Raw genomic sequence first — 21,778 nt, 5'->3', positions numbered from 1 at the left:
TCTTTCTTTTATTCCTCTAGTTGCACACTTCCTTTCTGTGGAAACTTTCGGGTCATCCCCCACCAACGCAGTTTCAGCACTCCGAAGAAAGCTTCACCAAAGATGCTACTATTCATCTTGCTAGTACCGTGTACACGGTTGACAAATACGATCGGCACCTCAGTCAGCTTGAACCCGCACATCTTAGCGGTATACTTCATCTCGATCTGAAAGGCGTATCCCTTGAAGTGGATCTCATCCAGATGGATGGTCCGAAGCACCTCAGCTCTATAGCAAACAAAGCCAGCTGTAGCGTCATTCACCTTCATCCCTGTGACGATGCGGACATACTTCGAGGCAAAGTAGCTCATCAACACCCTACCTAGTGGCCAATTGACCACATTGACCCCCTTCACATACCTTGAACCGATGGCTAGGTCGGCACCCTCCACGGCACAGGCTTCGTAGAGACGGACCAGATCCTTTGGGTTGTGGCTAAAGTCGGCATCCATCTCAAGGATATAGTCGTACCTCTTCTCAAGAGCCCACTTAAAGCCTGCAATATAGGCGGTGCCAAGCCCTTGCTTCCCTTCGCGTTCTAGGATATGCACCCTCCCAGGGTATTCTTCAATAATCTTGTGAACCTCCTTAGCTGTGCCGTCGGGCGAATTGTCGTCTACTACCAGCACCTCAAAAGGTATTGGTAGGTCCATTACCGCCTCTATGATTGCTCTGATATTTTCAATCTCATTATAGGTGGGAATGATTACCAACCTTCTATCGCCATCTCTAGTCATGACTTGTTCTCCTTTCTCAAAGCTCTATCCTTTGCAAATAGAGCGTAGATATAAAATACAGTGGCTATTGCAAATAGTGGCAACCAAATATTGGAGCCTTGGATCATAAAACCACCAGATACTAAATAGATCAATAGCCCAATGAACGACATGCGATCCAGCCGACGAATCCTTTTCTCCTCGCTACCTCCTTTGCTACTTATTTGCAAAAGGGTCGCTATTGCAGCCATGCCACCACCTATCGCTACCAACCAGCCACTATAGGGTTTTGTGCAGTCGGGTTCAAATAAGATAGCCCCAATCAATACCAAAATAGGACCGATTGTCTGTAGGTTTCTTACCCACCTATTGTCATATTTAGTATGCTTGCTCATCACTTAAGTAGGTATATTTCTTCGTCCTCCTCCTTCATTAGGTACCGCTCTCTAGCAAATTTCTCCAAGCGGTCTCTCTCAATCCAGAGATCCTCTTTCGCCACCTTAGTTTTCTCTATCTCCCTTTTCAACTCTCGTATTTCTCGCTCTTGTTTGTCAAGGGTACGGCTGTACTTCAGCTGAGTCCAAACACTTGTATTGCTGGGAATAATGATCTTAATAAGAAACAATATAGCAAATAGCAGAAAAGGATTGACCCTTTTCAGCCATCGCCAAACAGCCTTGCCCACGGCAGAAATATGACTTCCAAACTTGCCCATAACTACCCTCAAAGATACCAATTTATTCCGATAATAAGAGAGCCCCATCCGCGTAATCAGAGGTTCCCCATTAGAAAGGACTTGCCATGAATGACCGCCCCTCGTGGGAGGTCAGACGGATCATAGCCCCTAGTCGAGGCTCGTAGAGCCGATGACTAGGGGTGTCTTGTCCTAGAAAAAGTTGACTCATAGATAGATTTTTATGAGTAAGTTTGTAAAAAGGAGTCAACTCCAGAAGATTTATTTTGACCGAGTTATTCACCTCTATTTTGAGGAAAACTTAGGTTATACCCAGATTTCACACCTTGTCCCTATTGGAAGGACTACGATCCTGGAGTGGGTTCATAGGTACCTAGATTCTGGGTTAGACGAAGTTATAGAGATGAAGGCGAAGAAAAAGAAGAAACAAGAAGAGCACCGCGGATATCGCAGGTATTATTATTCGGATGTGGCGTCAGGCGGGGCGTCAGGCGGGGCGCCTGAGAAAAGCTCAGTTGATTTAGAAAGAAGGGTTCAAGAGCTTGAAAAACAGCTTTTTAGGCAGACTGTTTTGACAGATGCATTGAATGAATTAATCAATGTGGCAGAAGAGAATTTCCGCATCCAAATAAGAAAAAAAGCTGGCACCAAACGGTAGATCGCTTGCACGCACAGGATCTGAAGAAATATACAATACAGCTCCTTTGCGACCTGTTTGGTGTAAGTAAGCAAGCCTATTACAAGCGAAAAAAGTCAAAACTTCATGCCAATATGGCACTTGAAGAGATGGCTGTTGAGTACGTTCTTGAGACCCGAGAGAAAGCCCCTGGCATGGGCGGTAAGAAGCTGTGGCATATGTATAAGCGAGAGTTTAAGGAGGGGACTCCACTAGGGAGAGACCGTTTTCTTGACACTCTAGACAAGCACGGCTTGAAGCTAAGGCAACGTAAAAGAAAGCCGAGAACCACCAACTCCAATCACGGTTTTAAGCTCTATGGTAACCTCGTAAAAGATATGATACCAGAAAGAGCTAATCAGGTATGGGTGAGCGACATAACGTATATCCCCATCCATTATGACGGAGTACATCATAAGTTTAGCTACCTATCCGTGATCTTAGACTCATACTCAAAAGAAATTGTCGGGTGGAGCCTAGGCGATAGCCTAGACACTAAGTACCCTATTGAAGCTCTAAATCAGGCACTTAAGAAACTTAAATCGAATGGTAAAGCTAACGATAAGCTCATTCATCACTCAGACAGAGGCTGCCAGTATGCCAGCCACCAGTATGTGGATATTCTTAAAAAGAATGACATAGATATAAGTATGACAGAAACCCCAGATCCCAAAGATAATGCACAAGCAGAGAGGATCAATAACACTATAAAGAATGAGCTCTTAAAAGGCAAACGTTTTAAAACCATCAAAGAGGCAAAGGCTGAATTAACCTCAGTCATAGAGTTTTACAACACAAAAAGGCCTCACATGAGTCTCGACTATATGACACCTGTTGAAGCCTCAAAGTGCAAAGGGAAAATCCCCAAGAGGTGGAAAAGCTATAGAGAGGAGTACCTTGAAAATCAAAAAATAGGATAGGTGCCCAAGTTTTGGTACCTTTAGTCCTGTGAGGGGTTTCCTTACGGGCTACGCCCTCCAGTCAACCCCTCACAGGACTAAAGGCTAGAAAGTCAACATAAAGCAGGATTAATAACAACGTAACATTAACCGAGTCAACCTTTTTCAGGAAACCACAGGGGAGCAAAAACCGACCCACCCCCACCCTTCGACCCCTTGTGGGTCGGACAACCCATTCTAGGATTAATCTGATGCGGTTGTCCGACCCGCAAGGGGTCGTGGGATAGGGGGGGGATGACCGTTGATCCCCTGGTCGTTCGGGGGCCTAGCCCCCTCCGACTCGGGGGCTAAGATCCGTCGGACCTCTGCCGAGGTCCTTACTCGTAGACAACCCGCTAAAGATCATACGATAAGACCTTTCTAATGCGTAACCCCTGCCACGTAATTGGAGGGTGCTACAATCTATATTGATCCATATTAAGGATGTTGGGTTTTGAGTGCGTCTTCATCTTTCCAAAGTAGTAGGAAATAGAGAAGCTTACTGACGGGAAGGCGGTATCTTCAAAATAGAGCACTTTGAGGTTGCGGTCTTGTCTGTACTCGTTCTCTGTACGAGATATCCGAATCGGGTTGTTGATGGCGAGTGAAAAATCCCAATCACTTCCACTTGGTTGGTACTTCATATCTATCTTGCTTGTTAGTCTTTTCCCTACCAATACATCTTGCATCATCCAGCTGTGTGCATAGGATATCCCAGCGTTAAGTTGTAGACCCGAAGCAAGGGTAAATGTGTTATTAAAATCGGCGTAAGGCTGTGTATGCCGTTTCAGCCAAATTGCTTTTGGGTGATATTGAAAGGCCACTCCTACCTCTGCGGAAGTATACCACCAGGGGGTAATATTTCCTGAGTATGAAAGGTTACCAGTCCACTTGTGTTGAGTAGGCATGTTTCTATTGGTAACAATGACGATTGGGGATTCGTAGAAGTAACTATTTTGCAGGTAATCATTGGTGATAGAGTAGCTGAGACCTAAACCTAATGACTTCCAGTAATAGTCTAATCCAAATGAATGGGTAGAGGCGGGGCGTAGTTCAGGGTTGCCAACGGAGTAGAGGTAGTCGTTCCTTTTTGTGCGATAGCTATTGGTAAGCGCAAATGGCGGACGAAAGAGCCATTTGGAATATCTCAGACTGATATTGCCGTATGCTCCTGCATTATACCCAATTCTTACAGAAGGCAATAATTGCCCCACATTAAGCTTCTTATTGGCTGTTCGGGAGTAGGCATAAGTATGTTCGTATTTCAATCCTCCCGTTAAGCTCCATACCCCTTTGCTCATCTGTAGCTGGGCAAAAATAATGGCCAAATGCTCTTCGTACAAAGAGTGAGCGTCTGTGAGAGATTGAGATTGCCCTTGTCCGTGGAAGCTATAGTTGGTGTTGCTTTTAGTCATCGTATATGAGGCGCCAGACTCTAGAGCCCATATAGGGGTTAGTTGTGTAGATAACTGAGTCGCAGCGTAGAATTGTTGATTGCTGGCATCGTTGATATTCTGCTCCTCCTTAATAGGGTTGCCATCGGCAGAGTAATGCAAAACATCTGTGGCATGTGCTTTCTTCTTCATATAGAAGAGGGAGTTTAGCCAGTTGTATTTATTGTCTTTAGAGTGCCATGTATGATTGAATTCCCCCGTAAAAGAGGTAGAGCTACTTTCCCGGTTAGTCAGTATGTCTTGTAGCAGGGGCGTGATTGGTTGCTCTAACGCTGTAGCTGATTCATACAGAGAGTTAGGAGCTCTGCGATAACTTGCCGTGCCATTAATGGAGTGTAACTCGCCGAGCTGAGCACTAGCTCCAAGGTTGAAGCTATACGCCAGGTACTTATTGCTAAGGTAATGGTTATTTTCCTTGATGACTTTGTTGTTGAAGTAGTACTCCCTTTCCACAAAATAATGGGGATATCTTGACGAACTCACAGAGGCATTCGCAAACCCTTGCACACGAGAGTTGCCATATACGAAGCGAGCATAAAGTCCTTCATCGTGGGCAGGTTGCTTTTTCCCATTTTTAATCGCGTTGCCAGCATAGCCCAAATCGGCAGATAGAGAACCCGTATATCCGTTGATCTCTTTCAGAACAATATTAATATACCCACCCGTAATGCCGCTTCCGAGATCTGCGGACTGTCCTAACTGCACTTCGATTCGCTCTATCATATCTGAGCGAAGAGCTTGCAGACGGTCATGAAGGGTACCACCTGATAGGTTGGTTTTCTGCCCATTAATACGCACTTCTGCGGGGTTGCCGTCGATTAAGAAGCTATCTCCCGACTGGCTTACCCTAGGGGTTCTTCTGAGGTAATCAATGGCATTATACCCTTTGAGTTGATACATTGGGGTATGCTTGATGTCGAACGTGAGGATTCCCTCTTTCATCCGAACCGCTCGTCTTACTGCCGTGACAGCTACTTCGTCCAATTCATTTGAGATAGAGACTTGGCGTTTCCCCAAGTCTATGATTCCATTGATCGGGGCAGGCAATAGCTCCTCAAAGAGAACTTTGCCTTGGAACGTTGCTCGAATAGCCGTCTCTTTCTCCGAAAGGTCAAAGGCAACATACCCTAGGGAGTCGGTGTAGTGTATCTGGATGGCCCCGGCATCTTTTTCTAAAGAAGCTAATGTCGTTAGCGTTACATAAGGAATGGGTTCACCATCGGAATCAATAATGGTTCCTACAACTTGTTGTGCGTTAGCTGGGAAAAACAATCCGAGTAACAGTAGTACCCCAATAAATCGAAAACGTTTCATCTCTTTCATACTTTTACTATTAGACCTCATCATAAACTACACTTTATTGTCGTATAATATTATATAGCAGTAGGTATTTCTGTTTCTGAGCCCTTCAGATAGTGATTGTTCTGAGGGTAAGGTACAAACAATCTTTGATATTCACAATACCCTGAGTCGTTAATTGAAGGGTTTACGCATTAGAAAGTTCTTACCGTATGGTTTTCAGCGGAGTGTCTATGAGTAAGGACCTCGGCAGAGGTCCGTGCTAAATAGGCACAGGTCAAGGCACGCAGTGCCGAAGACCTGTGTATAGATAGGTGTAAATACCCTTACGACCCCGGCTGAGGGGTCGGACAAGCTTATCTAGGTCTCACCCCTCAGCCAGGGTCAAGGAGGTGGTGAATATGCCCTTATACACAGGTCGTTCGGGGCTTTGCCCCTCCGACCTGTGCCTATTTAACACGGACCTCTGCCGAGGTCCTTACTCCATTATCCTTCACAGCTTGTATATCATCATTCGTACAACAGTCTCTTATAATGCATAACCCCTAGGAGAAAGGTGGTTGATGATGGGTGTGGATAAGGATATTATGGGTTTGTTGAATTCGGGCTAGATGCTAAAATGGGTTAATATTTGTCTTGATTTAGGGCGAGGAGAAGTGAAATCAGAGGGTAGCTGTATGGTATTATAAACCAATGGGTTAGGAGGGTGGCGATTGAAACCGTATCTAAGCGGTTGCTGAGACCGTATCTAAGTGATCGGCGAGATGCAACTAAGCGATCGACGAGATGCAACTAAGCAATCGGTTTGTTGCAACTCAGTTGGGGCTCTTGTAGGGTGTTGGATATCAGTAGGTTGTGAGGGGGTACCTGCGCAGCCCTATTTTGGGTGGTGTTTTCACTTAATTTCACAGTTTTTGGGCTGTTGGAAGAGGAGCTCTTGTTTTGAGGGTGCCTTATCGGACAAGTCGGACAGATCGGACAGGTCGGACGAGTCGGCCGTATCGTAGTGTAAACAGATGATAATGACCTCGGCCGAGGATCTTTTTGTCTTTCTTGTTGACTGGAAATAATAAGGGCCGGCTATGTAGATAGCCAGCCCTTATTGTAGCTTTTGTAGCTCTGAAAGCTTTAGAAGCTTCTCTTCTCGCGGATACGAGCCTTCTTACCTGTGAGCTTACGTAGGTAGTATAGCTTAGCACGACGTACGTGTCCTACCTTGTGTACGATAATCTCATCGATGAAGGGTGAATTTAGAGGGAAGATTCTCTCTACACCTACACCGCTTGAAAGTTTGCGCACGGTAAAACGACGGTTGTCGCCCTCACCTACGATTTTGATCACGTCACCACGGAAGGTCTGGATACGCTCCTTATCACCCTCCTTAATTCGGTAGGCTACAGAGATCGTGTCACCGCTCTTGAAGTGGGGATGCTGCTTACCTACAGCCATCTCTTGCTCTACTAGCTTGATTAAGTCCATTGTACTTTTTGCTTATATTAATTAGTATTGTCTAAACGCAATATAACTAGGTCACACATAAAATCCTAGCAGAGATTACGCAAAGCACCGCAAAGATACCAAATATATATGGTATTTCAAAGTGGAGAATGTTGCACGAAGTACCATTCTCGCACATTTGATTCAAATGTGCTAAGACTTTGCACGAAGGATGGGATGCAAGGCGCTAAGGGTGAGGGTGCCGGGAGCGTACTCACGTACGTGACCGAGCCCGAATCCCGAAAGCAACGCCGCAGCTTGCCTTTGTGCAACAGTCTCAAGTGATGGGACGCCCCTTAGCGTAGGCGGTCCATAAATCTGATGGTCTTTTCATCGACCGCAATGCCTCGGTAAGCAAGATAATCAAATATCATTGCCACGATAGGAAATGCCAGCCAAGGGGTGATGCTCATAGACCACCAATCTTGGGTGGTAGTATTTACTATGGCCTCAATGAAGCTAGGACGATAGACTAAAAAGACCAAGAGGTAGAAGCCTACTTTTATAAGCAGGTTAAATATGGTGAGTCGCATCTGAAGGACCCTCTTACGGTAGAGGAAAATGGAGATGAAACTAATTAGAGTAATCGCCGCGGTAAGACCGAAAAGCACCCAGGAGGGCTGTACGATTTCTCCCGAAAGATCCTCAAGCCCAGTCGCTTTGAACGCGTAGACCATATCCTGTGTGGTGACCTTTGCAAAGGTGAGGAATAGCATCGCTAGCATCAGTAGTCCTGATGCTAGGAGGTAGAGGGTTTGTTTTCTCTGTATCATATTGAGTTATCTATTTATCTGAATAAAAAAAACAGTGAATAGCAGTCCTCACAACCTCGCATGGTGTGGCGACAATCTATTCACTGCTTATACTTATTAGGTGATTTAGAGACCTTGATCCTCCTCCTCCTCAACCTGCTCCAGTGGATTACGGAAGTAGACTTCCCCCTCCTCAAACTCCTTTGCTGCCACGAGAGAGGGCTTAGGAAGACGCTCGTAGTACTTGGAGATCTCTATCTGCTCTTGGTTTTCAGTGTACTCCTCCAAAGTGTCGGTGTAGGTCGAAAACTCCTGTAGCTTCTGCTCCAGAGCACTCTTCATATCTGCAGATATCTGATTGGCTCTTTTGCTCATAATCACTACCGACTCGTATAGGTTGCCTGTAGGCTCGCTAAACTTTTCCAAGTCGCGTGTCACAGTTGTTGTTGGGGTATTTGTCTTCTTTTTCATCATCTATCTATCTTATCTATTTGCTTCGTCTTTGTCATCCTATTTTATTGCCAGTCCGCATTGGGGTCAATGTTCTTTTCGGCATACTCAAAGTACTTATCCACCGTCTTGCGATACTTTCCCTCTGGGAACTCGTTGATGAAGTTGTAGTACTCATCACGGAGATCTCTCAGTCGCTGCTGCTGCTTCTCCACCACACTATTCTTGGCTATCTGATAAAGCGATGCCACCACATAGTAGTGCATCTCCTCCTTGTGGATAGAGTAGGGGTAGCTCTTCATTGCATCGCGAGCGGTGATGATGCAACTCTCGTAGTTATTGAAAATATAATTGCCGAGGTTGTAGTATAGCTTGGCATTGAGCACCTCCTTCTCCGCTAGATTCTCCTGAAGGCTAAAGAGTAGTTGCTTCGCCTCCTCCGCTTTTTCGCTCTGTGGATAATAGTCTAGGAATAGCTGTAGCTCCTGCATTGCTGCAATGGTCTTTGCCTGATCCAGACGAGGGTCGGGGATATCCTGAGCTAAGCCATAGCCCGAATAGAAGCGTGCCAATTCAGTGTATTCACCATTCGGAAACTCCGTATAGTATTGGCTAAAAGCCGTCTGTGCCTGCACATAATCCTTTGCCTTGTAGTAGGCTTGAGCCTTGAGGTAGAGTGCTTGCTCCATCTCGCTACTACCGCGGAAATAGGGGAGTATCTCCTCAAGCGTTTGAGCGGCCCATTCGTACTTTCCAGTATTATAAAACTTCTTGGCATAGGAGTACTTCTCGTACAGGTCGGTGCTTTTCTGCACCTTCGTCAGCTCGTTACACGAGGAGAGTAGGAGCACGAAGAGTAGTCCAATGAGTGAACCAATGAGTGAAAATCTAGATATTTGCTTCATATAAGTGAGCCATCATACTTTTAATACTTCTGGCAAAGATACCAATTTAATCACTATCTCCCTATTTCTATTCTCTAAAAATGTGCCACGCCGCCTCGGCCTGAAGGTAGAGCATACGCTCACCATTCATTTTAATGCACCCCTCGGGTGCTGCATTGAGGAAACCAGCAAAGTGACTATCGTAAGAAAGGTCGTAGAGTATATGCCCTTTCCCCACAGCGTGATAAGGTATGGGTGGTACCTCATGTGGCATCTTAGGTCCTCCTAGTGGCGTCGCATTGACGATGAGTTGCACCTCCTCCTTAATATAATTAGGAGTGAGGCTCTCATACGCTATCATTCCACCCCCTTCTGCCGGGTGACGAGAGACCATGATCGGGTTGATGCCCAGGCCTTTAAGTGCAAAAGCCACTGCTTTGCTAGCTCCACCACTTCCCAGTATCAGTGCCTTTCGGGTGGTATCTAAGTCTAAGTGCTGAAGCGACTTGGCAAAGCCTACCACATCGGTATTGTACCCGAATAATTGTTGTCCAACCCGCTTCACCGCATTAACCGCCCCCACACTTTTAGCGATATCCGAAGCAATGTCCACCCGCTCGTACATCCACTCTTTGTATGGAGTAGTTACCATAACGCCCTTCCACGAGCCCTTCTCTTGGAGCTCTTGCAAAAAGCGGTCGGGGTCATCGCAATCCACCAGTTCAAAGGTGCCATCCGTCACCCCTTCCTTAGCCCAAATGGCATCCCAGATCTCAGGAGACCTGCTGTAGCCAATCCCCTTGCCGAGCAAAGCGTACCTATTCATCGTACCCTTTCGGCACTTTTGATCTTTGAGAGCTCACTATAAATGCCGGCAAAGGCATCGCTCTTAGGCTTATATCCCACATACAAAGCAGCCACTCCAGGGAGATAGACTTTATAATAGGTGTTGATAAAGCCCGCCATTCGCATCAGTCCCTCCATCTGACGCCGTTGGGGCACCTTGCGAATGCTCTCGCCTAGATATTGATAAGCCGCTTTATTCCTCCCCAGTAGCTGACCGATGAAAGGAATCACTTGGTCCACGTGCAGGTTATACCCCGCCTTGGTGATTGGGTTCGACGGCACACAAAGCTCCAGCACCGCCACCATACCGCCTGGCCGAAGTACACGGTACATCTCCTGATAACCACGAGCGATCGACTCAAAGTTGCGTACCCCAAAGGCACAAGTGACCACGTCGAAGTGCTCCTCCTCAAAAGAGAGATCCATCGCATCCTCCACCGAGACCTTTACTTGGCTCAGCCCCTTCCGGAGTGCTTTCTGAACTCCTATCTCCAGCATGTTGATAGAGAGGTCACTCGCCACCACCGTTGCCCCCTTGCATTGCTCTGCGAGGAGAAGGGAGAGGTCGCCAGTCCCTGCGGCCAAGTCCAGAATCAGCTCTGGCCGCTCCACCGCCACGTGCTCCACCAGGTCTTTACGCCAAAGTTGGTCCAGCCCGAGGCTATTCACCCGATTGAGGAGGTCGTAGGTAGGGGCTATGTCGTCAAACATAGCCCTTATCCGACCTGCAAATGTATCTTCCCTTACTTCCTCGCCTTTAGCCATTGAGTTAGGTTCTTTTCGATTCTAGAGTGAATATCCTCAGTGGGGTGCTTCTCAAAGGACTCCCCCGTCAAGTGCTCATACAGCTCTATGTATCTATCCGTAACGCTATCGCAGTACTCCGGAGTCATCTCAGGGATTTGTTGCCCCTCCTTGCCTTGGAAGCCGTGCTCTATCAGCCACTTCCGCACAAACTCCTTGGAGAGTTGGCGCTGTGGTTCCTCCTTCTCAAAGAGCTCTTGATAAGAGTCCTTGTAGAAGTAGCGAGAGGAGTCGGGGGTATGGATCTCATCAATCAGATAGATCTTACCATCCTTCTTTCCAAATTCGTACTTCGTATCCACTAGGATAAGACCGTGCTTCTCAGCCAGTTCCGTGCCTCTCTCAAAGAGGGCATAGGTGATACGCTCTAGCTCCTCATAATCCTCCTTAGAGACCAATCCCGAGGCGATGATCTCCTCACGAGAGATATCCTCGTCATGACCCTCATCCGCCTTGGTGGTAGGAGTGATAATTGGGCGGTCGAACTTTTGATTTTCCTTTAGTCCTTCAGGAAGGGTGATGCCACAGATGGTGTGCTGCCCCGAGCTGTAGGTGCGCCATGCACTACCAGTGATATAACCACGAATCACCATCTCCACCTTAAAGGGCGTGCACTTGTGCCCGATGGTCACCATAGGGTCGGGAGTGTCTATCTTCCAGTTCTGGACAATGTCGGCTGTAGCGTCGAGGTTTTTGGCTGCTATCCTATTGAGGATCTCCCCTTTATAAGGGATTCCCTCAGGCAGAATCACATCAAATGCCGAAATCCTATCGGTCACCACCATTGCTAGGAGGTCCCCCTCCAAGGTGTAGACGTCTCTTACCTTGCCATGATATAGATTTTTGATCCCTGGCAACTGAAGATCAGTGTTGGTCAATGCTTTAGCCATAATATATGTTTGATTAAGTGTGTTGTATTTTATTCTTCCGTTGTTTCCACTCCTGCCCCTTCATTTCGGTCGTACGCCTCCACGATCGCTTGAACCAGACCGTGACGCATAATATCCTTCTTCTCAAAAGTGAGCCACCCGATGCCATCTACTTGCTTGAGTATGCGTTGGGCTTCTCTTAGACCCGAGGGGACGCCCCTAGGGAGGTCTACCTGCGTCATATCTCCCGTGATGATCATCTTGGCACTCTGCCCCAGTCGGGTGAGGAACATCTTCATCTGGTGTGGAGTGGTATTTTGTGCCTCATCTAGGATAATCACCGCATCATTCAGCGTCCTACCACGCATATAGGCGAGCGGAGCAATCTGTATCACGCCACTCTCCATGTACTCCTTTAGCCGAATGCCAGGGATCAACTCCTGTAGTGCATCATAAAGCGGTTGGAGGTAAGGGTCCAGCTTATCCTTCATCTCTCCAGGGAGAAAACCGAGCTTCTCCCCCGCCTCCACTGCTGGACGGCTGAGGATAATCCTTCGTACCTCCTTCATCTTGAGCAGCTTCACCGCCATCACTATAGCGAGAAAAGTCTTGCCCGAGCCCGCCGGTCCAGTGGCAAAGACCAAATCGTGCGACTCAATCAGCTCAATCAGCTTCGATTGGTTAGGCGTGCGGGCGGTGATCGGTTTGCCCCCCGCTCCATAGATGATCACCCCTTCCGACGATGCCTCATCACGGCTCTCCTCGCCAGCGATCATCGCCTCGATGCTACTCTCGGTAAGCGAATTAAACTTCGTAGCGTGCTCTTCCATCTGGTTAAGTAGCCTTAGAAACGCCTTCAGCTCTCCTGGCTCCCCAATCACCTTGATGATATTGCCACGAGCCATAATCCTTAGCTTCGGGTGGGTCTCCTTCAGGAGCAAGAGGTTGCGGTTATTGACCCCGAAAAAGACCTGCGGGTCAGCCTCTTGGAGTAGATAGATCCGTTCGTTCATCTGCTAGCGACCCCCCTTTATCTTATCCGCCTGTTGTCGGAGATCCTTCAGCGAAAGTAGCCCCTCCGATAGCGTAGGTGTCCCTTCTACCGGGATGAATAGTAGGGTGGGGAAAGCTCGGATGCCGATCCGCCGTGAGAGCTCCACTGCCTTCTCAGCATCTATGGAGTAGATAATCACGTCGCCACTATACTCTCTTGCCAATTGCTCCAACCGTGGGCGAAGCCTTTTGCAGGGTCCACACCAAACGGCATAAAAGTCGACTATCACAGGCTTATCTCCCTTAAACTGCCATTCTCCCTCCTGAGTATAGTCATAAACCAGCTCCGCAAACTGTGCTTGGTTGATCTCCACCACCCCCGCTTCCTCCTGCCCACTTTGAGCTGAGGCCGAGGGAATCACGTCACCGCTTACGAAGTAAAGAAGCCCTAGCCCTACCACCATAGGGAGTAGAGTGAGCCCCCATTTATCTAACAATTTATATCCAAAAGCCATAGTTAATTGTTAAGTCTATCTTATTACCACTCAAAGGTAGATAAAAATGGTGACATAAAATAAAGAACCACCAAAAGGGGGGTACGCATTGTAAATGTATGTGTGGCATTCATTGGAGTATCATTGTGGAGAAAGCCTCGGCCGAGGTCCTTAAAAAAGCACCCGCAAGGGTGCCACTCAGATAGCCCCCGCGTCGGAGGGGCGAAAGCCCCGACCGACCGGCGGGAAAATGGATGCAGTATCTGTAATCGACCCTTGTGGTCGCACTTAGAGGGGTAGGTGCGACCACAAGGGTCGAAGGATTTGGGACAACTCGCTACCCGCCGGTCTTCGGCTCTACGAGCCTCGACCGGGGGCTATCTGAATGGCACCCTATCGGGTGCTTTCATACCCCTATAGACGATATGTTCAATCTAATACCTGTTGACTAATTTTCTAGTGCGTCACCCCTACCCAAAAGGGTGATGGCTTAAAGGGTAATGGTGAAGTCGAAAAAGATCTCTCTCGGACGGAGGTAGTAAAGGGAGTAGACATCGGTGGTAGAAGTCTGCCACCGCCTCTGATACTCATTGTTGCCAAAGATATTCCTACAGGAGAGCCGGAAGTCGTACCGATCCATCTTATAGGCGATGTGAGCATCGGTAAATAGATGGCTCTGTAGCTTTTTATCTGTGTAATGATAGAACTCACTCTTGCACCCAATCTCCAACTTATTCATCGGGAAGATAAATAGCTCCAGAGCGTGCGTGAAGGTGGTGATCCAAGGATTAGAGATAGAGGGGTCTCTCCTATTTATCTGCTTGTAGCTCTTCATTTTGCTACTCAGCTCATAGGAAATCACCTTCGACGGTTGCATAGAAAGGGCTAGGCTCAGTTCGCTATCCTGCAACTGCCATGGCTCTTGCTGGTTCTTTATCAAAAGGTAGTAATCACTCCAAACCTGTCGCCCCTTGAGGGTGATAAGTGTTCGCCACCTAAAGAAAGACTTTGCCAAGTCGGCACTCAGAGAATAGCTAGAGGCATTATACCGCTCTTCGGTAGGTGTTTGCTTGTAAATCGAGGATTGTAAGGTACTTTGGTAGAGCACCTCATTGGTGCGTCTATTCCACGAAGCGTTGAGCGTGGCAAATTGCCCCTTGATCGGATGCTGATATTTAAGTCTTAGAGCTACCGCATGGTTTCCCCGATGCTCCAAGCTACCACTGTGTGCCGTGACCATTCTATAGGAGGTATATATAGGTGTGCGGTAGAGTGCAGTAAGGGCATCGGGCCATTCGAAGTAATTATAGGAGAGGGACGCACTAGTGATGGCGCTAAAATCATACTGCATCCATAGGCTGGGCTGCAAAGTCGCCCTAATCTTTTTCATCGCTCCATACTGCCGATGGACAACATCCGCCTTCACTGTTGCCCTCAGTGCCCAAGGATCCTTTCGGTAGTTCACCCCTGTAGATAGATACCAATTCTGCTGAGTGTACCGCTCTTTATTATCTACCGCTGGGTAATGAATATCCATCTCTTGGTACTTAAGTTGATAGCCCACCCGTTCGCTCAGTGTAAATCCCTTTATAGTATGATTGAAAGCGATATGATTGTCCGACTGAAAGACTGATAGATCTAGGTGCTCAGTAAACCCCTCGACCGTCAGTAGTTGCCCAGGCAAATGACTAAAAGTATTAAAGGAAGCTCCCTCAAGGGTATGACCATTCTCAAGGCGATGAATGATCTCAAAATTCTCCGTGAGATAAGTTTTCTTTAGTTGCACGCTCTGCTCTACCTGCTTTTGTTGCAAAAGAGAGAGGCCGTCACTTTTATCTACTGTAAAGCTACCGTATAGGCGGTTGTTGATGTAATTCCGATCCTTATTGATATTGTAGGTCAATTCCCCTTTCAGTGTGCTCACCCTTAAGCCGACACTGCTCTCCTCACTCAGAACATTTCCCTCATGCTCAAGGTACGTCGTTACCTGCGATCTATTCCCTCTCTCTCTGTCCCAGAAGTAAGAGAGCTGAAAGCGGAGGTCATTGTCCTTCTTGGTCTTAATGAGGTGATTGGTAGCAACAAGATGCGATTGATTAAAGGTAGAGCGCTCCCTCTCTATGGCAGCAGCCGGCACTACCAGCCTCCTCAGAAGCCCTGTTTCCTCTAGATTGCCTCGCAGTTCCGTCGTAAGGTCTCGTACCTCCTTAGTGATGTCCTTCCCAGTGTTATCGCACTTGTACATCGAAAGGTTTTGCATCCGCCGTCCAAAGATCATCCCCATCAGTCGCCCTCTATAGAGCAGTTCACTCGCCCCTTGTGCTGTGGTGCCTATCCCCGCATTGAGGATGCCGGTCCAAGTATTCTTCACCTCATCTTTGAGGATAATATTGAGGGCGGCTTGCTCACTAAATTGCACCCCCTTTAAGCTCCTTATTGGTTGGTGATTTTGTAGCACCTGCACCTCTTTGATCATGTCGGCATTCAGGTTTTCACTCGCCTGGGCATATTTAGAACCGAGCAGGTCGAGCCCCTCTATGTAAAACTTATTGATCGGCTTTCCCTCAAAGGTGATGCGACCATCGGTGCGAACCGATAGCCCAGGCATCTTCTTAATTACATCGGCGATGCTTCTGTCCTGACTGAGCTTAAAGGTGGATACGGTATAAACCAATGTGTCTTGACTTTGCCGAACCCTCTCAGGTCGGATATCCACCTCCCTTAGCTCGAAAGTGGTGCTTTGTAGCTGAATATCCCTGCCATTTCTGTACTCCTCAATCTTTATTCGCTTCGTCTCATAGCCGAGTAGTATAAAGCCTATCGCCACTGGGCGAGTACCCTCCTTGGTGGTTATTTGGAATCTCCCATCCTCCCCAGTAAAACCGTATGCTACAAGTGAAGTCTCCGTGTGGTAGATCAATACATTGACATCTCGGATAGGGGCTCCCTTCTCATCTACTACCCGCCCATGATAGCTCTCTTGAGCAATCGCTTGAGCAGACAATAGCGAGAGCAATACTCCTAGGCATAAAGAAATCCAACGCATGCTACTTCCCGTCATTCCTTATCCAAAAATAGGGCTGTCCTCTCTGGGTAAACGATATCATTGCCCAGCTGATCCTTTCCTCGGCTCCTAAATCCAGTCAGCTTCTCAAATAGTGCATCTGGCGATTTCCAAAACAACTTCATCAGGTCGCGGTACTCTTGTCGCGTACACTCCACATATTTTCGATTGGGAAAGAAGAGAGGCTCCCCCTCAATGCGCTCAATCTGAGTACAGGAGAATGAAAAAAGCCCTTCGCTCTCCTCCGCCTGCAAGATAAGTCCTGGTAGCCCATAGAGCATCCACGGACCATCGCTGTAGGGGACCTCAGGAGTAAACCATACCGTCCAATGCCGGCCCCGATAATCAGTGGTCGCTTGCTGGCAGTGATAGCCTGCTATGATGCTATCCTTTGGCACCAAGGTCCACTCGGGTCGCATCATCGGTTCCGTGTACCTTAGATGCTTGAAGGTCTTCTCTACAAAGGTGAGCTGGTTGGTAGCGGGATAGTTTTTCCACAGTTGATACATCAGCCGAGACCTGCGGTAGCCAGCGCGCTCACATGCATTCATCACATCGCCTACGGTACCTCCTTGTGCCAAAACCCGATCCTGAATCAATTGCCGTTGGACATTATTCAGACCATAAAAGTGAGATGCCTTATCCCCAATGTCTAGGATCGCCTCATCCTCAATAGCCACCGTTTGTTCCTCAAATTGATGGTAGATAGTTGTGTAATGAACCCTTGTTCGTACCATCTCCTTCTCCTGTGCTGTGGCAGTAGTACATATCATTAAGGGGAGAAGTACCCAACCAAGTAATATCTTATCTATCCTCATAGTATTTAGGTCTTTGAAATATAATAAGTGGAGAGAGGGACGAGTGTCTGTCGCTCCTTTCCCCCTCTCTTTACTCCATGTTACCTATGGTAAACTACCATATGTAAGCTTCATAAGTTAATTATAAGATGTGCCACAATCTATGTTAGAGTACACATCAACGTAGTCGCAAGCTTCTTGTTCACTCGCATTGTCAGGGATTTGGCGTGTGGTGCCACAGTCTGTAATAATGTACTGAGGCATTGCTGAAGCTAAACCAATAGAGGCAAATAAGGCAACAGCCGAAGATAATAAAAACTTTTTCATAGTTGTCTTTGTGTTTAAATAATTACCTACTCTTTAAGCTTTTCGGTGTCCGCTCCTTTAGACAGTTAGGTCTGTATGTTATTTACTCTTTAAATCCTTATATAGGAAGAGTTAAATCATTTCTCTTATTCAGAGTCTCATGGAAATTTTATATACATCTGCAATGTAATAATAAAAATGCATTAAACCCAAAGTCTCGTAATGATTAACTAATTTTTGCCTTTAGTGTGTAGTGTATAGATAGGTTTAAAATACCCTTGCGACCCCGGCCGAGGGGTCGGATAACCCTATCTAGGTCTGACCCCTCGACCGGGGTCAAGGAGGTAGAACATATGCTCTTGTACACAGGTCGTTCGGGGCTTCGCCCCTCCGACCTGTGCCTATTTAAGAGGGACCTCTGCCGAGGTCCTTACTATATTATCCTTAACAGCTTGTATATGATCATTCGTACAACAGTCTCCTCTAATGCGTGACCCCTGCTCCCCTTGAGGAAGGTCGGACAAATTTAATAGGAATGTTACTTGCGTCATTTGGGGAGACCCTATCAACCCCTTATTCCGCACGCATACGGAATCTATTCCGCAGGGCTACGGAATCCATTCCGCACGCGTGCGGAATATGAGGTTGATGCGGTAGCCCTTTTAATCGCTCATCTGATGTAAGTATCCCTGATATGGAGTACATCAATTATTCGCTATTCCTGAAAAAGTAGACACTTCGTGTCCTCTATTCCTGAAATACTACACACGAGCAGTAAAATAATGAATGAGCTCCTCCGCAAGTCTTTTTACAAGAGGATCTTAGCACTTATCTATTAGGGCGTCCGACTCGTCTGAGCTGTCCGACCTGTCCGAAAAGGTACCTCCTCCGATAAAGCCCCTTCAATAAAGAAAGGTGGAGCCACACAGAGGTAGCTCCACCTTTCGGTCATTATGGGTTGGTGTTTAGTTACTTCTTCATCAGCTCATCCACTGCTGCTTTGAGCTGAGCATCGTAATTGCGTTGAGCCTCCTCAGGAGTGTTGTAGATGAGAATATCCGGCTCAAGCTGGTGATTTTCAAGTGCATTGCCATTGACATCTGTTACGGTCACCTGAGGGATACCAAATACGAGTGATGGGTCTACAAGAGTTTCCCACCATACGGCGGTCATGGTTCCAGGTACTGGTGCACCTATCAGTTTGCCGATACCGAGGGTCTTATAAACCCATGGGAAGCCGTGGGCATTGGAGTAGTTGCCTTCGCTCATCAGTACGGCAGATGGCTTGGTCCACTGTGCGAATGGGTCATTGCCAATGAACTGCCCTCTTGGTGCAAACTTGCTGTAGAGCTTGCCCGTAAGTAGGGTGACGAGGTCTTCGTGCAACCAGCCACCGCCATTGAAGCGGGTATCCACGATCACAGCATCGCAGTGGCGGTACTTACCGAGTAGATCTTTGAAGGTCTTGCGGAAAGAAGGGCTATCCATTCCCTCCACGTGGACGTAGGCGATCTTGCCACCGCTCCACTCCTCTACCATCTTCGCACGCTGCTCTACCCAACGGCGGTAGAGTAGTTCACTCTCCTCCCATCGGGCGGCGGGGCGAACCTGGTCCTCTACCTCCTTTTGATCGGTGCCCTTGAGTGTGAGAGTTATCCACTCACCAGCGTGTCCATTGATATAGTGCTCAATCGGCTTATCGGGGGCGATCTCCTCGCCATTTACCTTGGTAATGATCACCCCTGGCTTAGCTATAGACTTCGCCTTATCCATTGGGCCACCAGGGATCACTTCGGCGATCTTCACGCCCACCCCCTCGTAGCTATCGTCGTAGAATAGTCCGAGCGAAGCGGTTGATCTATTAGCAGGGCGACCACCGTATCTTGCCCCAGTGTGAGAGGCATTTAGCTCACCGAGTAGCTCGGAGAGCATCTCGGCATAGTCGTAGTTATTATTGATCTCAGGGAGGAAGGCACGATAGTTATCGGCATAGCCTTGCCAATCAACGCCGTGAAGGTCCTTATCGTAGAACTTATTCGCCACCTGCTTTACCACGTGGTCGAACATATACTCACGCTCCTTAGCACCACGGTACTCAAACTTTGCAGCAAATGTGATAGGGGTCTTGCTCTTGCCCTCAATCTTGTACATTCCCTTACCGGAGAATAGGTAGAGGGTCTTGCCATCCTTGCCCATCTCTAGCAGGCCATTGCCTACGTCGGCGAGTAGCATCTCCGTCTTTTTCTCGGCCAGATCCATCTCGTAGAGGTTGGTGGCGTCGTCGAAGTAGGCGAGGTAGTAGAGCTTGTCGCCCTTAGGATTCATCGCAAAGTCGCTTTGGAAACCGCTAGTACGTGTAAGGCGTACAGTGCGGTAGTCGCGCTGTGCGAGGTCGAAGGTAAGTGGAGCGACCACTTTGGTCTCCTCCTTTGCCTTTTTATCCTTCTTACCTTTCTTATCCTCTTTCTTGTCGTCGTCCTTTTCCTCCTTCTTTGGTAGCAACTTCTCACGCTCCTCCTTATCGAGGATAAATGCGTCGTAAGCCTCTTGGTCTAAGAACATGAGGTAGAGGTCATACTCCGCTCCCCAGCTACCGTGGCTGCGGTAACCGGCTCTATCGGAGGCAAAGATGATGCCTTTGCCATTGAGTACGAAGCGACCAGCACCCTCTGAGTAACCACTCTCGGTGAGATTGTGGGTAGTGCCACTGCCGTCGGCTTTGATGATGGCCACATCCTTATTATTCCATCCACCGATGCCAATGTACTCAGTGATGATCCACTTGCTATCGGGGCTCCAAGCGAAGTCCTGGTCGCCATCGGAGTAGGAGTATTGGTACTTCTTATTCATCACCTCTCGCTCCGCCTTGCTGGCGAGGTTGAGGACGTAGATAGCCGAGCGATCACGTAGGAAGGCGATCTCTTTGCCATCGGGGCTAAATACAGGCTGGAAGGAAGGTAGCTCGGTATTATTGGTGAGCTGAGTCTCCTTGAACTCTTTGGCGTAGACAAACTCCTTATCTGCTTCCCTCGCCAGTTCAGTCATATAGAGATTCCATTGTCCACCTCGTTCGGCAGAGTAGACCAACTTTCGGCCATCGGGGCTCCAAGTGAGGTCTCTTTCCTGCTCGGGGGTATTGGTGATACGGCGGGTGGTGCCGTACTCAATATTGGTAACAAAGACATCGCCACGGACTATAAAGGCCACCTCCTTTTCATTGGGTGACAATGCGTAGTCCGTTGCCCCTCGAGTGATGGTGCGGTACTCTACTTCAGGCTTGGAGTAGTCGGCTACTACCTGCAGTGCCACCTTGGTAGGCTCCCCACCGAGTGGCATATAGTAAAGCTCTCCATTCCAAGAAAAAGCTACGTTGCCCCTCTCGTCCATACTCATATAGCGGACAGGGTGCTTCTCGAAGTGGGTCAACTGTACTGGTGCCTTCCCTTCTAGGCTTCCCTTATATATATTGAGTGTGCCATCTGCCTCACTCGTGTAGAGGTACTCCTTTTGCCCAGGAAGCCAAAGGGCATTGCGGTCTTCACCCTTGAAGGTGGTGAGCTTTTGGTGCTTATTTACGGTAGGATTGTATAGCCAAATGTCGCGAGTGACAGAGGAGGTGTGGTGCTTTCTAAACTTATCCTCGTACCCCTTGAGGTCGGTGTAGAGGATGCGTCCGTCGGTACCTATTGAGGGCTCTATCATTGTGATAGCCGAGAACATCTTGGGGCGGCTACCCGAAATCTTTTGCTGATAAAGCTGGGTGAACATTCCTGAGGGGAAGAGCCCCATCTCCTTGGCAGGACGAATGTTGCTATCAAAGAGAATGGTCTCATCATCGAGAAAGGCAACTGGGATCTGCCGTGTGCTACCGAGGGTCACTCTGGTGGCATTTCCTCCGATACGTGAGGTGATATAGACATTGAAGTTGCCCTCTCTATCCGAGGCGAAGGCGAGCTTTTGCCCATCTTTGCTCCAAACGGGTGCTTGGTCGTAAGCGGGGTGAGAGGTGATCTGCCTGGCCAATCCACCAGATACTGGCACCGTGTAGAGGTCGCCCATGTAGGTAAAGGCGATTTCCTTTCCGTCGGGGCTCAGGGCAGTTTGCCGTACCCAGCGAGGTTCGTGGCTCTGTGCTAGAGCTGATAGGGCTAGTAGGCTGGTAGCTCCTACTAGGAGTAGCTTTTTGATTGACATAATAGATGAATG

Annotated in this window: 19 protein-coding genes; 2 read left to right on the top strand and 17 right to left on the bottom strand. The window is 48.0% G+C overall.

Translation table 11 applies throughout. The annotated features are described in order from the left end of the window. Positions 1–8 precede the first annotated feature (8 nt). The 3 genes from MWL85_RS07125 to MWL85_RS07115 are packed head-to-tail and all read right to left on the bottom strand — an operon-like array spanning position 9 to position 1,470. Complete coding sequence (locus tag MWL85_RS07125; RefSeq protein ID WP_070708159.1) at positions 9–776, bottom strand: polyprenol monophosphomannose synthase; 768 nt, start codon at positions 774–776, stop codon at positions 9–11. Then, positions 773–1,150: a hypothetical protein gene (locus MWL85_RS07120; RefSeq protein WP_244400202.1), complete on the bottom strand. Its 378-nt coding sequence runs from the start codon at positions 1,148–1,150 to the stop codon at positions 773–775. The genes MWL85_RS07125 and MWL85_RS07120 overlap by 4 nt, the downstream gene beginning before the upstream one ends. Then, positions 1,150–1,470 carry an FtsB family cell division protein gene (locus MWL85_RS07115; RefSeq protein WP_018027742.1) on the bottom strand — a complete coding sequence of 107 codons (321 nt, stop codon included), beginning with the start codon at positions 1,468–1,470 and terminating at the stop codon, positions 1,150–1,152. Before MWL85_RS07115 ends, MWL85_RS07120 begins: the two co-directional genes overlap by 1 nt. Positions 1,471–1,672: 202 nt before the next feature. Here MWL85_RS07115 and MWL85_RS07110 point away from each other — a divergent pair, with 202 nt between their 5' ends. Further along, positions 1,673–2,107 (top strand): hypothetical protein, encoded by a 435-nt coding sequence (locus MWL85_RS07110; RefSeq protein ID WP_244400172.1) that lies wholly within the window; start codon positions 1,673–1,675, stop codon positions 2,105–2,107. A gap of 5 nt (positions 2,108–2,112) precedes the next feature. After that, the gene (locus tag MWL85_RS07105) at positions 2,113–3,045 is read left to right on the top strand and encodes an IS3 family transposase (RefSeq protein WP_244400171.1); all 933 of its coding nucleotides are present in this window, start codon (positions 2,113–2,115) and stop codon (positions 3,043–3,045) included. 434 nt (positions 3,046–3,479) lie between these two features. Here the strand turns inward: MWL85_RS07105 and MWL85_RS07100 are convergent, their stop codons facing one another. The 14 genes from MWL85_RS07100 to MWL85_RS07035 all read right to left on the bottom strand — a co-directional run bounded on the left by MWL85_RS07100 (position 3,480) and on the right by MWL85_RS07035 (position 21,766). Next, positions 3,480–5,840 (bottom strand): TonB-dependent receptor, encoded by a 2,361-nt coding sequence (locus tag MWL85_RS07100; RefSeq protein WP_244400201.1) that lies wholly within the window; start codon positions 5,838–5,840, stop codon positions 3,480–3,482. A gap of 1,104 nt (positions 5,841–6,944) precedes the next feature. Continuing rightward, the gene (gene rplS, locus MWL85_RS07095) at positions 6,945–7,295 is read right to left on the bottom strand and encodes a 50S ribosomal protein L19 (RefSeq protein WP_021902536.1); all 351 of its coding nucleotides are present in this window, start codon (positions 7,293–7,295) and stop codon (positions 6,945–6,947) included. Between the two features lie 314 nt (positions 7,296–7,609). After that, a complete protein-coding gene (locus MWL85_RS07090) occupies positions 7,610–8,086 on the bottom strand; it encodes a DUF4293 domain-containing protein (protein ID WP_244400200.1) in 477 nt (158 codons plus the stop codon). Between the two features lie 105 nt (positions 8,087–8,191). After that, entirely contained in the window at positions 8,192–8,539 is a 348-nt protein-coding gene (locus MWL85_RS07085; protein WP_244400199.1) for a DNA-directed RNA polymerase subunit omega, read from the bottom strand. 41 nt (positions 8,540–8,580) lie between these two features. Beyond that, positions 8,581–9,420, bottom strand: coding sequence for an outer membrane protein assembly factor BamD (locus tag MWL85_RS07080; protein ID WP_244400198.1), 840 nt, complete (start codon positions 9,418–9,420; stop codon positions 8,581–8,583). Positions 9,421–9,487: 67 nt separating this feature from the next. After that, on the bottom strand, positions 9,488–10,225 hold the full coding sequence (locus MWL85_RS07075) for a shikimate dehydrogenase family protein (protein WP_244400197.1): 738 nt from the start codon (positions 10,223–10,225) through the stop codon (positions 9,488–9,490). Beyond that, the gene (ubiE, locus tag MWL85_RS07070) at positions 10,222–11,010 is read right to left on the bottom strand and encodes a bifunctional demethylmenaquinone methyltransferase/2-methoxy-6-polyprenyl-1,4-benzoquinol methylase UbiE (RefSeq protein WP_244400196.1); all 789 of its coding nucleotides are present in this window, start codon (positions 11,008–11,010) and stop codon (positions 10,222–10,224) included. Before ubiE ends, MWL85_RS07075 begins: the two co-directional genes overlap by 4 nt. Beyond that, positions 10,989–11,939: a phosphoribosylaminoimidazolesuccinocarboxamide synthase gene (locus MWL85_RS07065; RefSeq protein ID WP_070707552.1), complete on the bottom strand. Its 951-nt coding sequence runs from the start codon at positions 11,937–11,939 to the stop codon at positions 10,989–10,991. The genes ubiE and MWL85_RS07065 overlap by 22 nt, the downstream gene beginning before the upstream one ends. Positions 11,940–11,968: 29 nt before the next feature. Next, entirely contained in the window at positions 11,969–12,931 is a 963-nt protein-coding gene (locus tag MWL85_RS07060) for a PhoH family protein (protein ID WP_244400195.1), read from the bottom strand. A gap of 3 nt (positions 12,932–12,934) precedes the next feature. Continuing rightward, positions 12,935–13,426, bottom strand: coding sequence for a thioredoxin family protein (locus MWL85_RS07055; protein ID WP_244400194.1), 492 nt, complete (start codon positions 13,424–13,426; stop codon positions 12,935–12,937). Positions 13,427–13,895: 469 nt separating this feature from the next. After that, a complete protein-coding gene (locus MWL85_RS07050) occupies positions 13,896–16,466 on the bottom strand; it encodes a TonB-dependent receptor (RefSeq protein WP_244400193.1) in 2,571 nt (856 codons plus the stop codon). Then, positions 16,463–17,287, bottom strand: a complete 825-nt coding sequence (locus MWL85_RS07045) for a GLPGLI family protein (protein WP_244400192.1) — start codon at positions 17,285–17,287, stop codon at positions 16,463–16,465. The genes MWL85_RS07050 and MWL85_RS07045 overlap by 4 nt, the downstream gene beginning before the upstream one ends. 117 nt (positions 17,288–17,404) lie before the next feature. Continuing rightward, on the bottom strand, positions 17,405–17,593 hold the full coding sequence (locus MWL85_RS07040; protein ID WP_244400191.1) for a hypothetical protein: 189 nt from the start codon (positions 17,591–17,593) through the stop codon (positions 17,405–17,407). Positions 17,594–18,541: 948 nt separating this feature from the next. Continuing rightward, positions 18,542–21,766 carry a S41 family peptidase gene (locus MWL85_RS07035; protein WP_244400190.1) on the bottom strand — a complete coding sequence of 1,075 codons (3,225 nt, stop codon included), beginning with the start codon at positions 21,764–21,766 and terminating at the stop codon, positions 18,542–18,544. Between the last annotated feature and the right edge of the window lie 12 nt (positions 21,767–21,778).

The sequence above is a fragment of the Porphyromonas somerae genome, from assembly GCF_022845615.1.
GTDB classification, from domain to species: domain Bacteria; phylum Bacteroidota; class Bacteroidia; order Bacteroidales; family Porphyromonadaceae; genus Porphyromonas_A; species Porphyromonas_A somerae.
The sequence above is the reverse complement of the archived record's forward strand: the minus strand, read 5'-3'. Positions and strand labels throughout refer to the sequence as shown.

What these genes read in the sequence shown, in the direction of transcription:
- MWL85_RS07115 (WP_018027742.1), bottom strand. Translation starts at nt 1,470, where the DNA reads ATGGGCAAGTTTGGAAGTCATATTTCTGCCGTGGGCAAGGCTGTTTGG.
- MWL85_RS07045 (WP_244400192.1), bottom strand. Translation starts at nt 17,287, where the DNA reads ATGAGGATAGATAAGATATTACTTGGTTGGGTACTTCTCCCCTTAATG.
- MWL85_RS07040 (WP_244400191.1), bottom strand. Translation starts at nt 17,593, where the DNA reads ATGAAAAAGTTTTTATTATCTTCGGCTGTTGCCTTATTTGCCTCTATT.
- MWL85_RS07065 (WP_070707552.1), bottom strand. Translation starts at nt 11,939, where the DNA reads ATGGCTAAAGCATTGACCAACACTGATCTTCAGTTGCCAGGGATCAAA.
- MWL85_RS07090 (WP_244400200.1), bottom strand. Translation starts at nt 8,086, where the DNA reads ATGATACAGAGAAAACAAACCCTCTACCTCCTAGCATCAGGACTACTG.
- ubiE (WP_244400196.1), bottom strand. Translation starts at nt 11,010, where the DNA reads ATGGCTAAAGGCGAGGAAGTAAGGGAAGATACATTTGCAGGTCGGATA.
- MWL85_RS07125 (WP_070708159.1), bottom strand. Translation starts at nt 776, where the DNA reads ATGACTAGAGATGGCGATAGAAGGTTGGTAATCATTCCCACCTATAAT.
- MWL85_RS07075 (WP_244400197.1), bottom strand. Translation starts at nt 10,225, where the DNA reads ATGAATAGGTACGCTTTGCTCGGCAAGGGGATTGGCTACAGCAGGTCT.
- MWL85_RS07120 (WP_244400202.1), bottom strand. Translation starts at nt 1,150, where the DNA reads ATGAGCAAGCATACTAAATATGACAATAGGTGGGTAAGAAACCTACAG.
- MWL85_RS07055 (WP_244400194.1), bottom strand. Translation starts at nt 13,426, where the DNA reads ATGGCTTTTGGATATAAATTGTTAGATAAATGGGGGCTCACTCTACTC.
- MWL85_RS07050 (WP_244400193.1), bottom strand. Translation starts at nt 16,466, where the DNA reads ATGACGGGAAGTAGCATGCGTTGGATTTCTTTATGCCTAGGAGTATTG.
- rplS (WP_021902536.1), bottom strand. Translation starts at nt 7,295, where the DNA reads ATGGACTTAATCAAGCTAGTAGAGCAAGAGATGGCTGTAGGTAAGCAG.
- MWL85_RS07085 (WP_244400199.1), bottom strand. Translation starts at nt 8,539, where the DNA reads ATGATGAAAAAGAAGACAAATACCCCAACAACAACTGTGACACGCGAC.
- MWL85_RS07100 (WP_244400201.1), bottom strand. Translation starts at nt 5,840, where the DNA reads ATGAAAGAGATGAAACGTTTTCGATTTATTGGGGTACTACTGTTACTC.
- MWL85_RS07035 (WP_244400190.1), bottom strand. Translation starts at nt 21,766, where the DNA reads ATGTCAATCAAAAAGCTACTCCTAGTAGGAGCTACCAGCCTACTAGCC.
- MWL85_RS07110 (WP_244400172.1), top strand. Translation starts at nt 1,673, where the DNA reads ATGAGTAAGTTTGTAAAAAGGAGTCAACTCCAGAAGATTTATTTTGAC.
- MWL85_RS07080 (WP_244400198.1), bottom strand. Translation starts at nt 9,420, where the DNA reads ATGAAGCAAATATCTAGATTTTCACTCATTGGTTCACTCATTGGACTA.
- MWL85_RS07060 (WP_244400195.1), bottom strand. Translation starts at nt 12,931, where the DNA reads ATGAACGAACGGATCTATCTACTCCAAGAGGCTGACCCGCAGGTCTTT.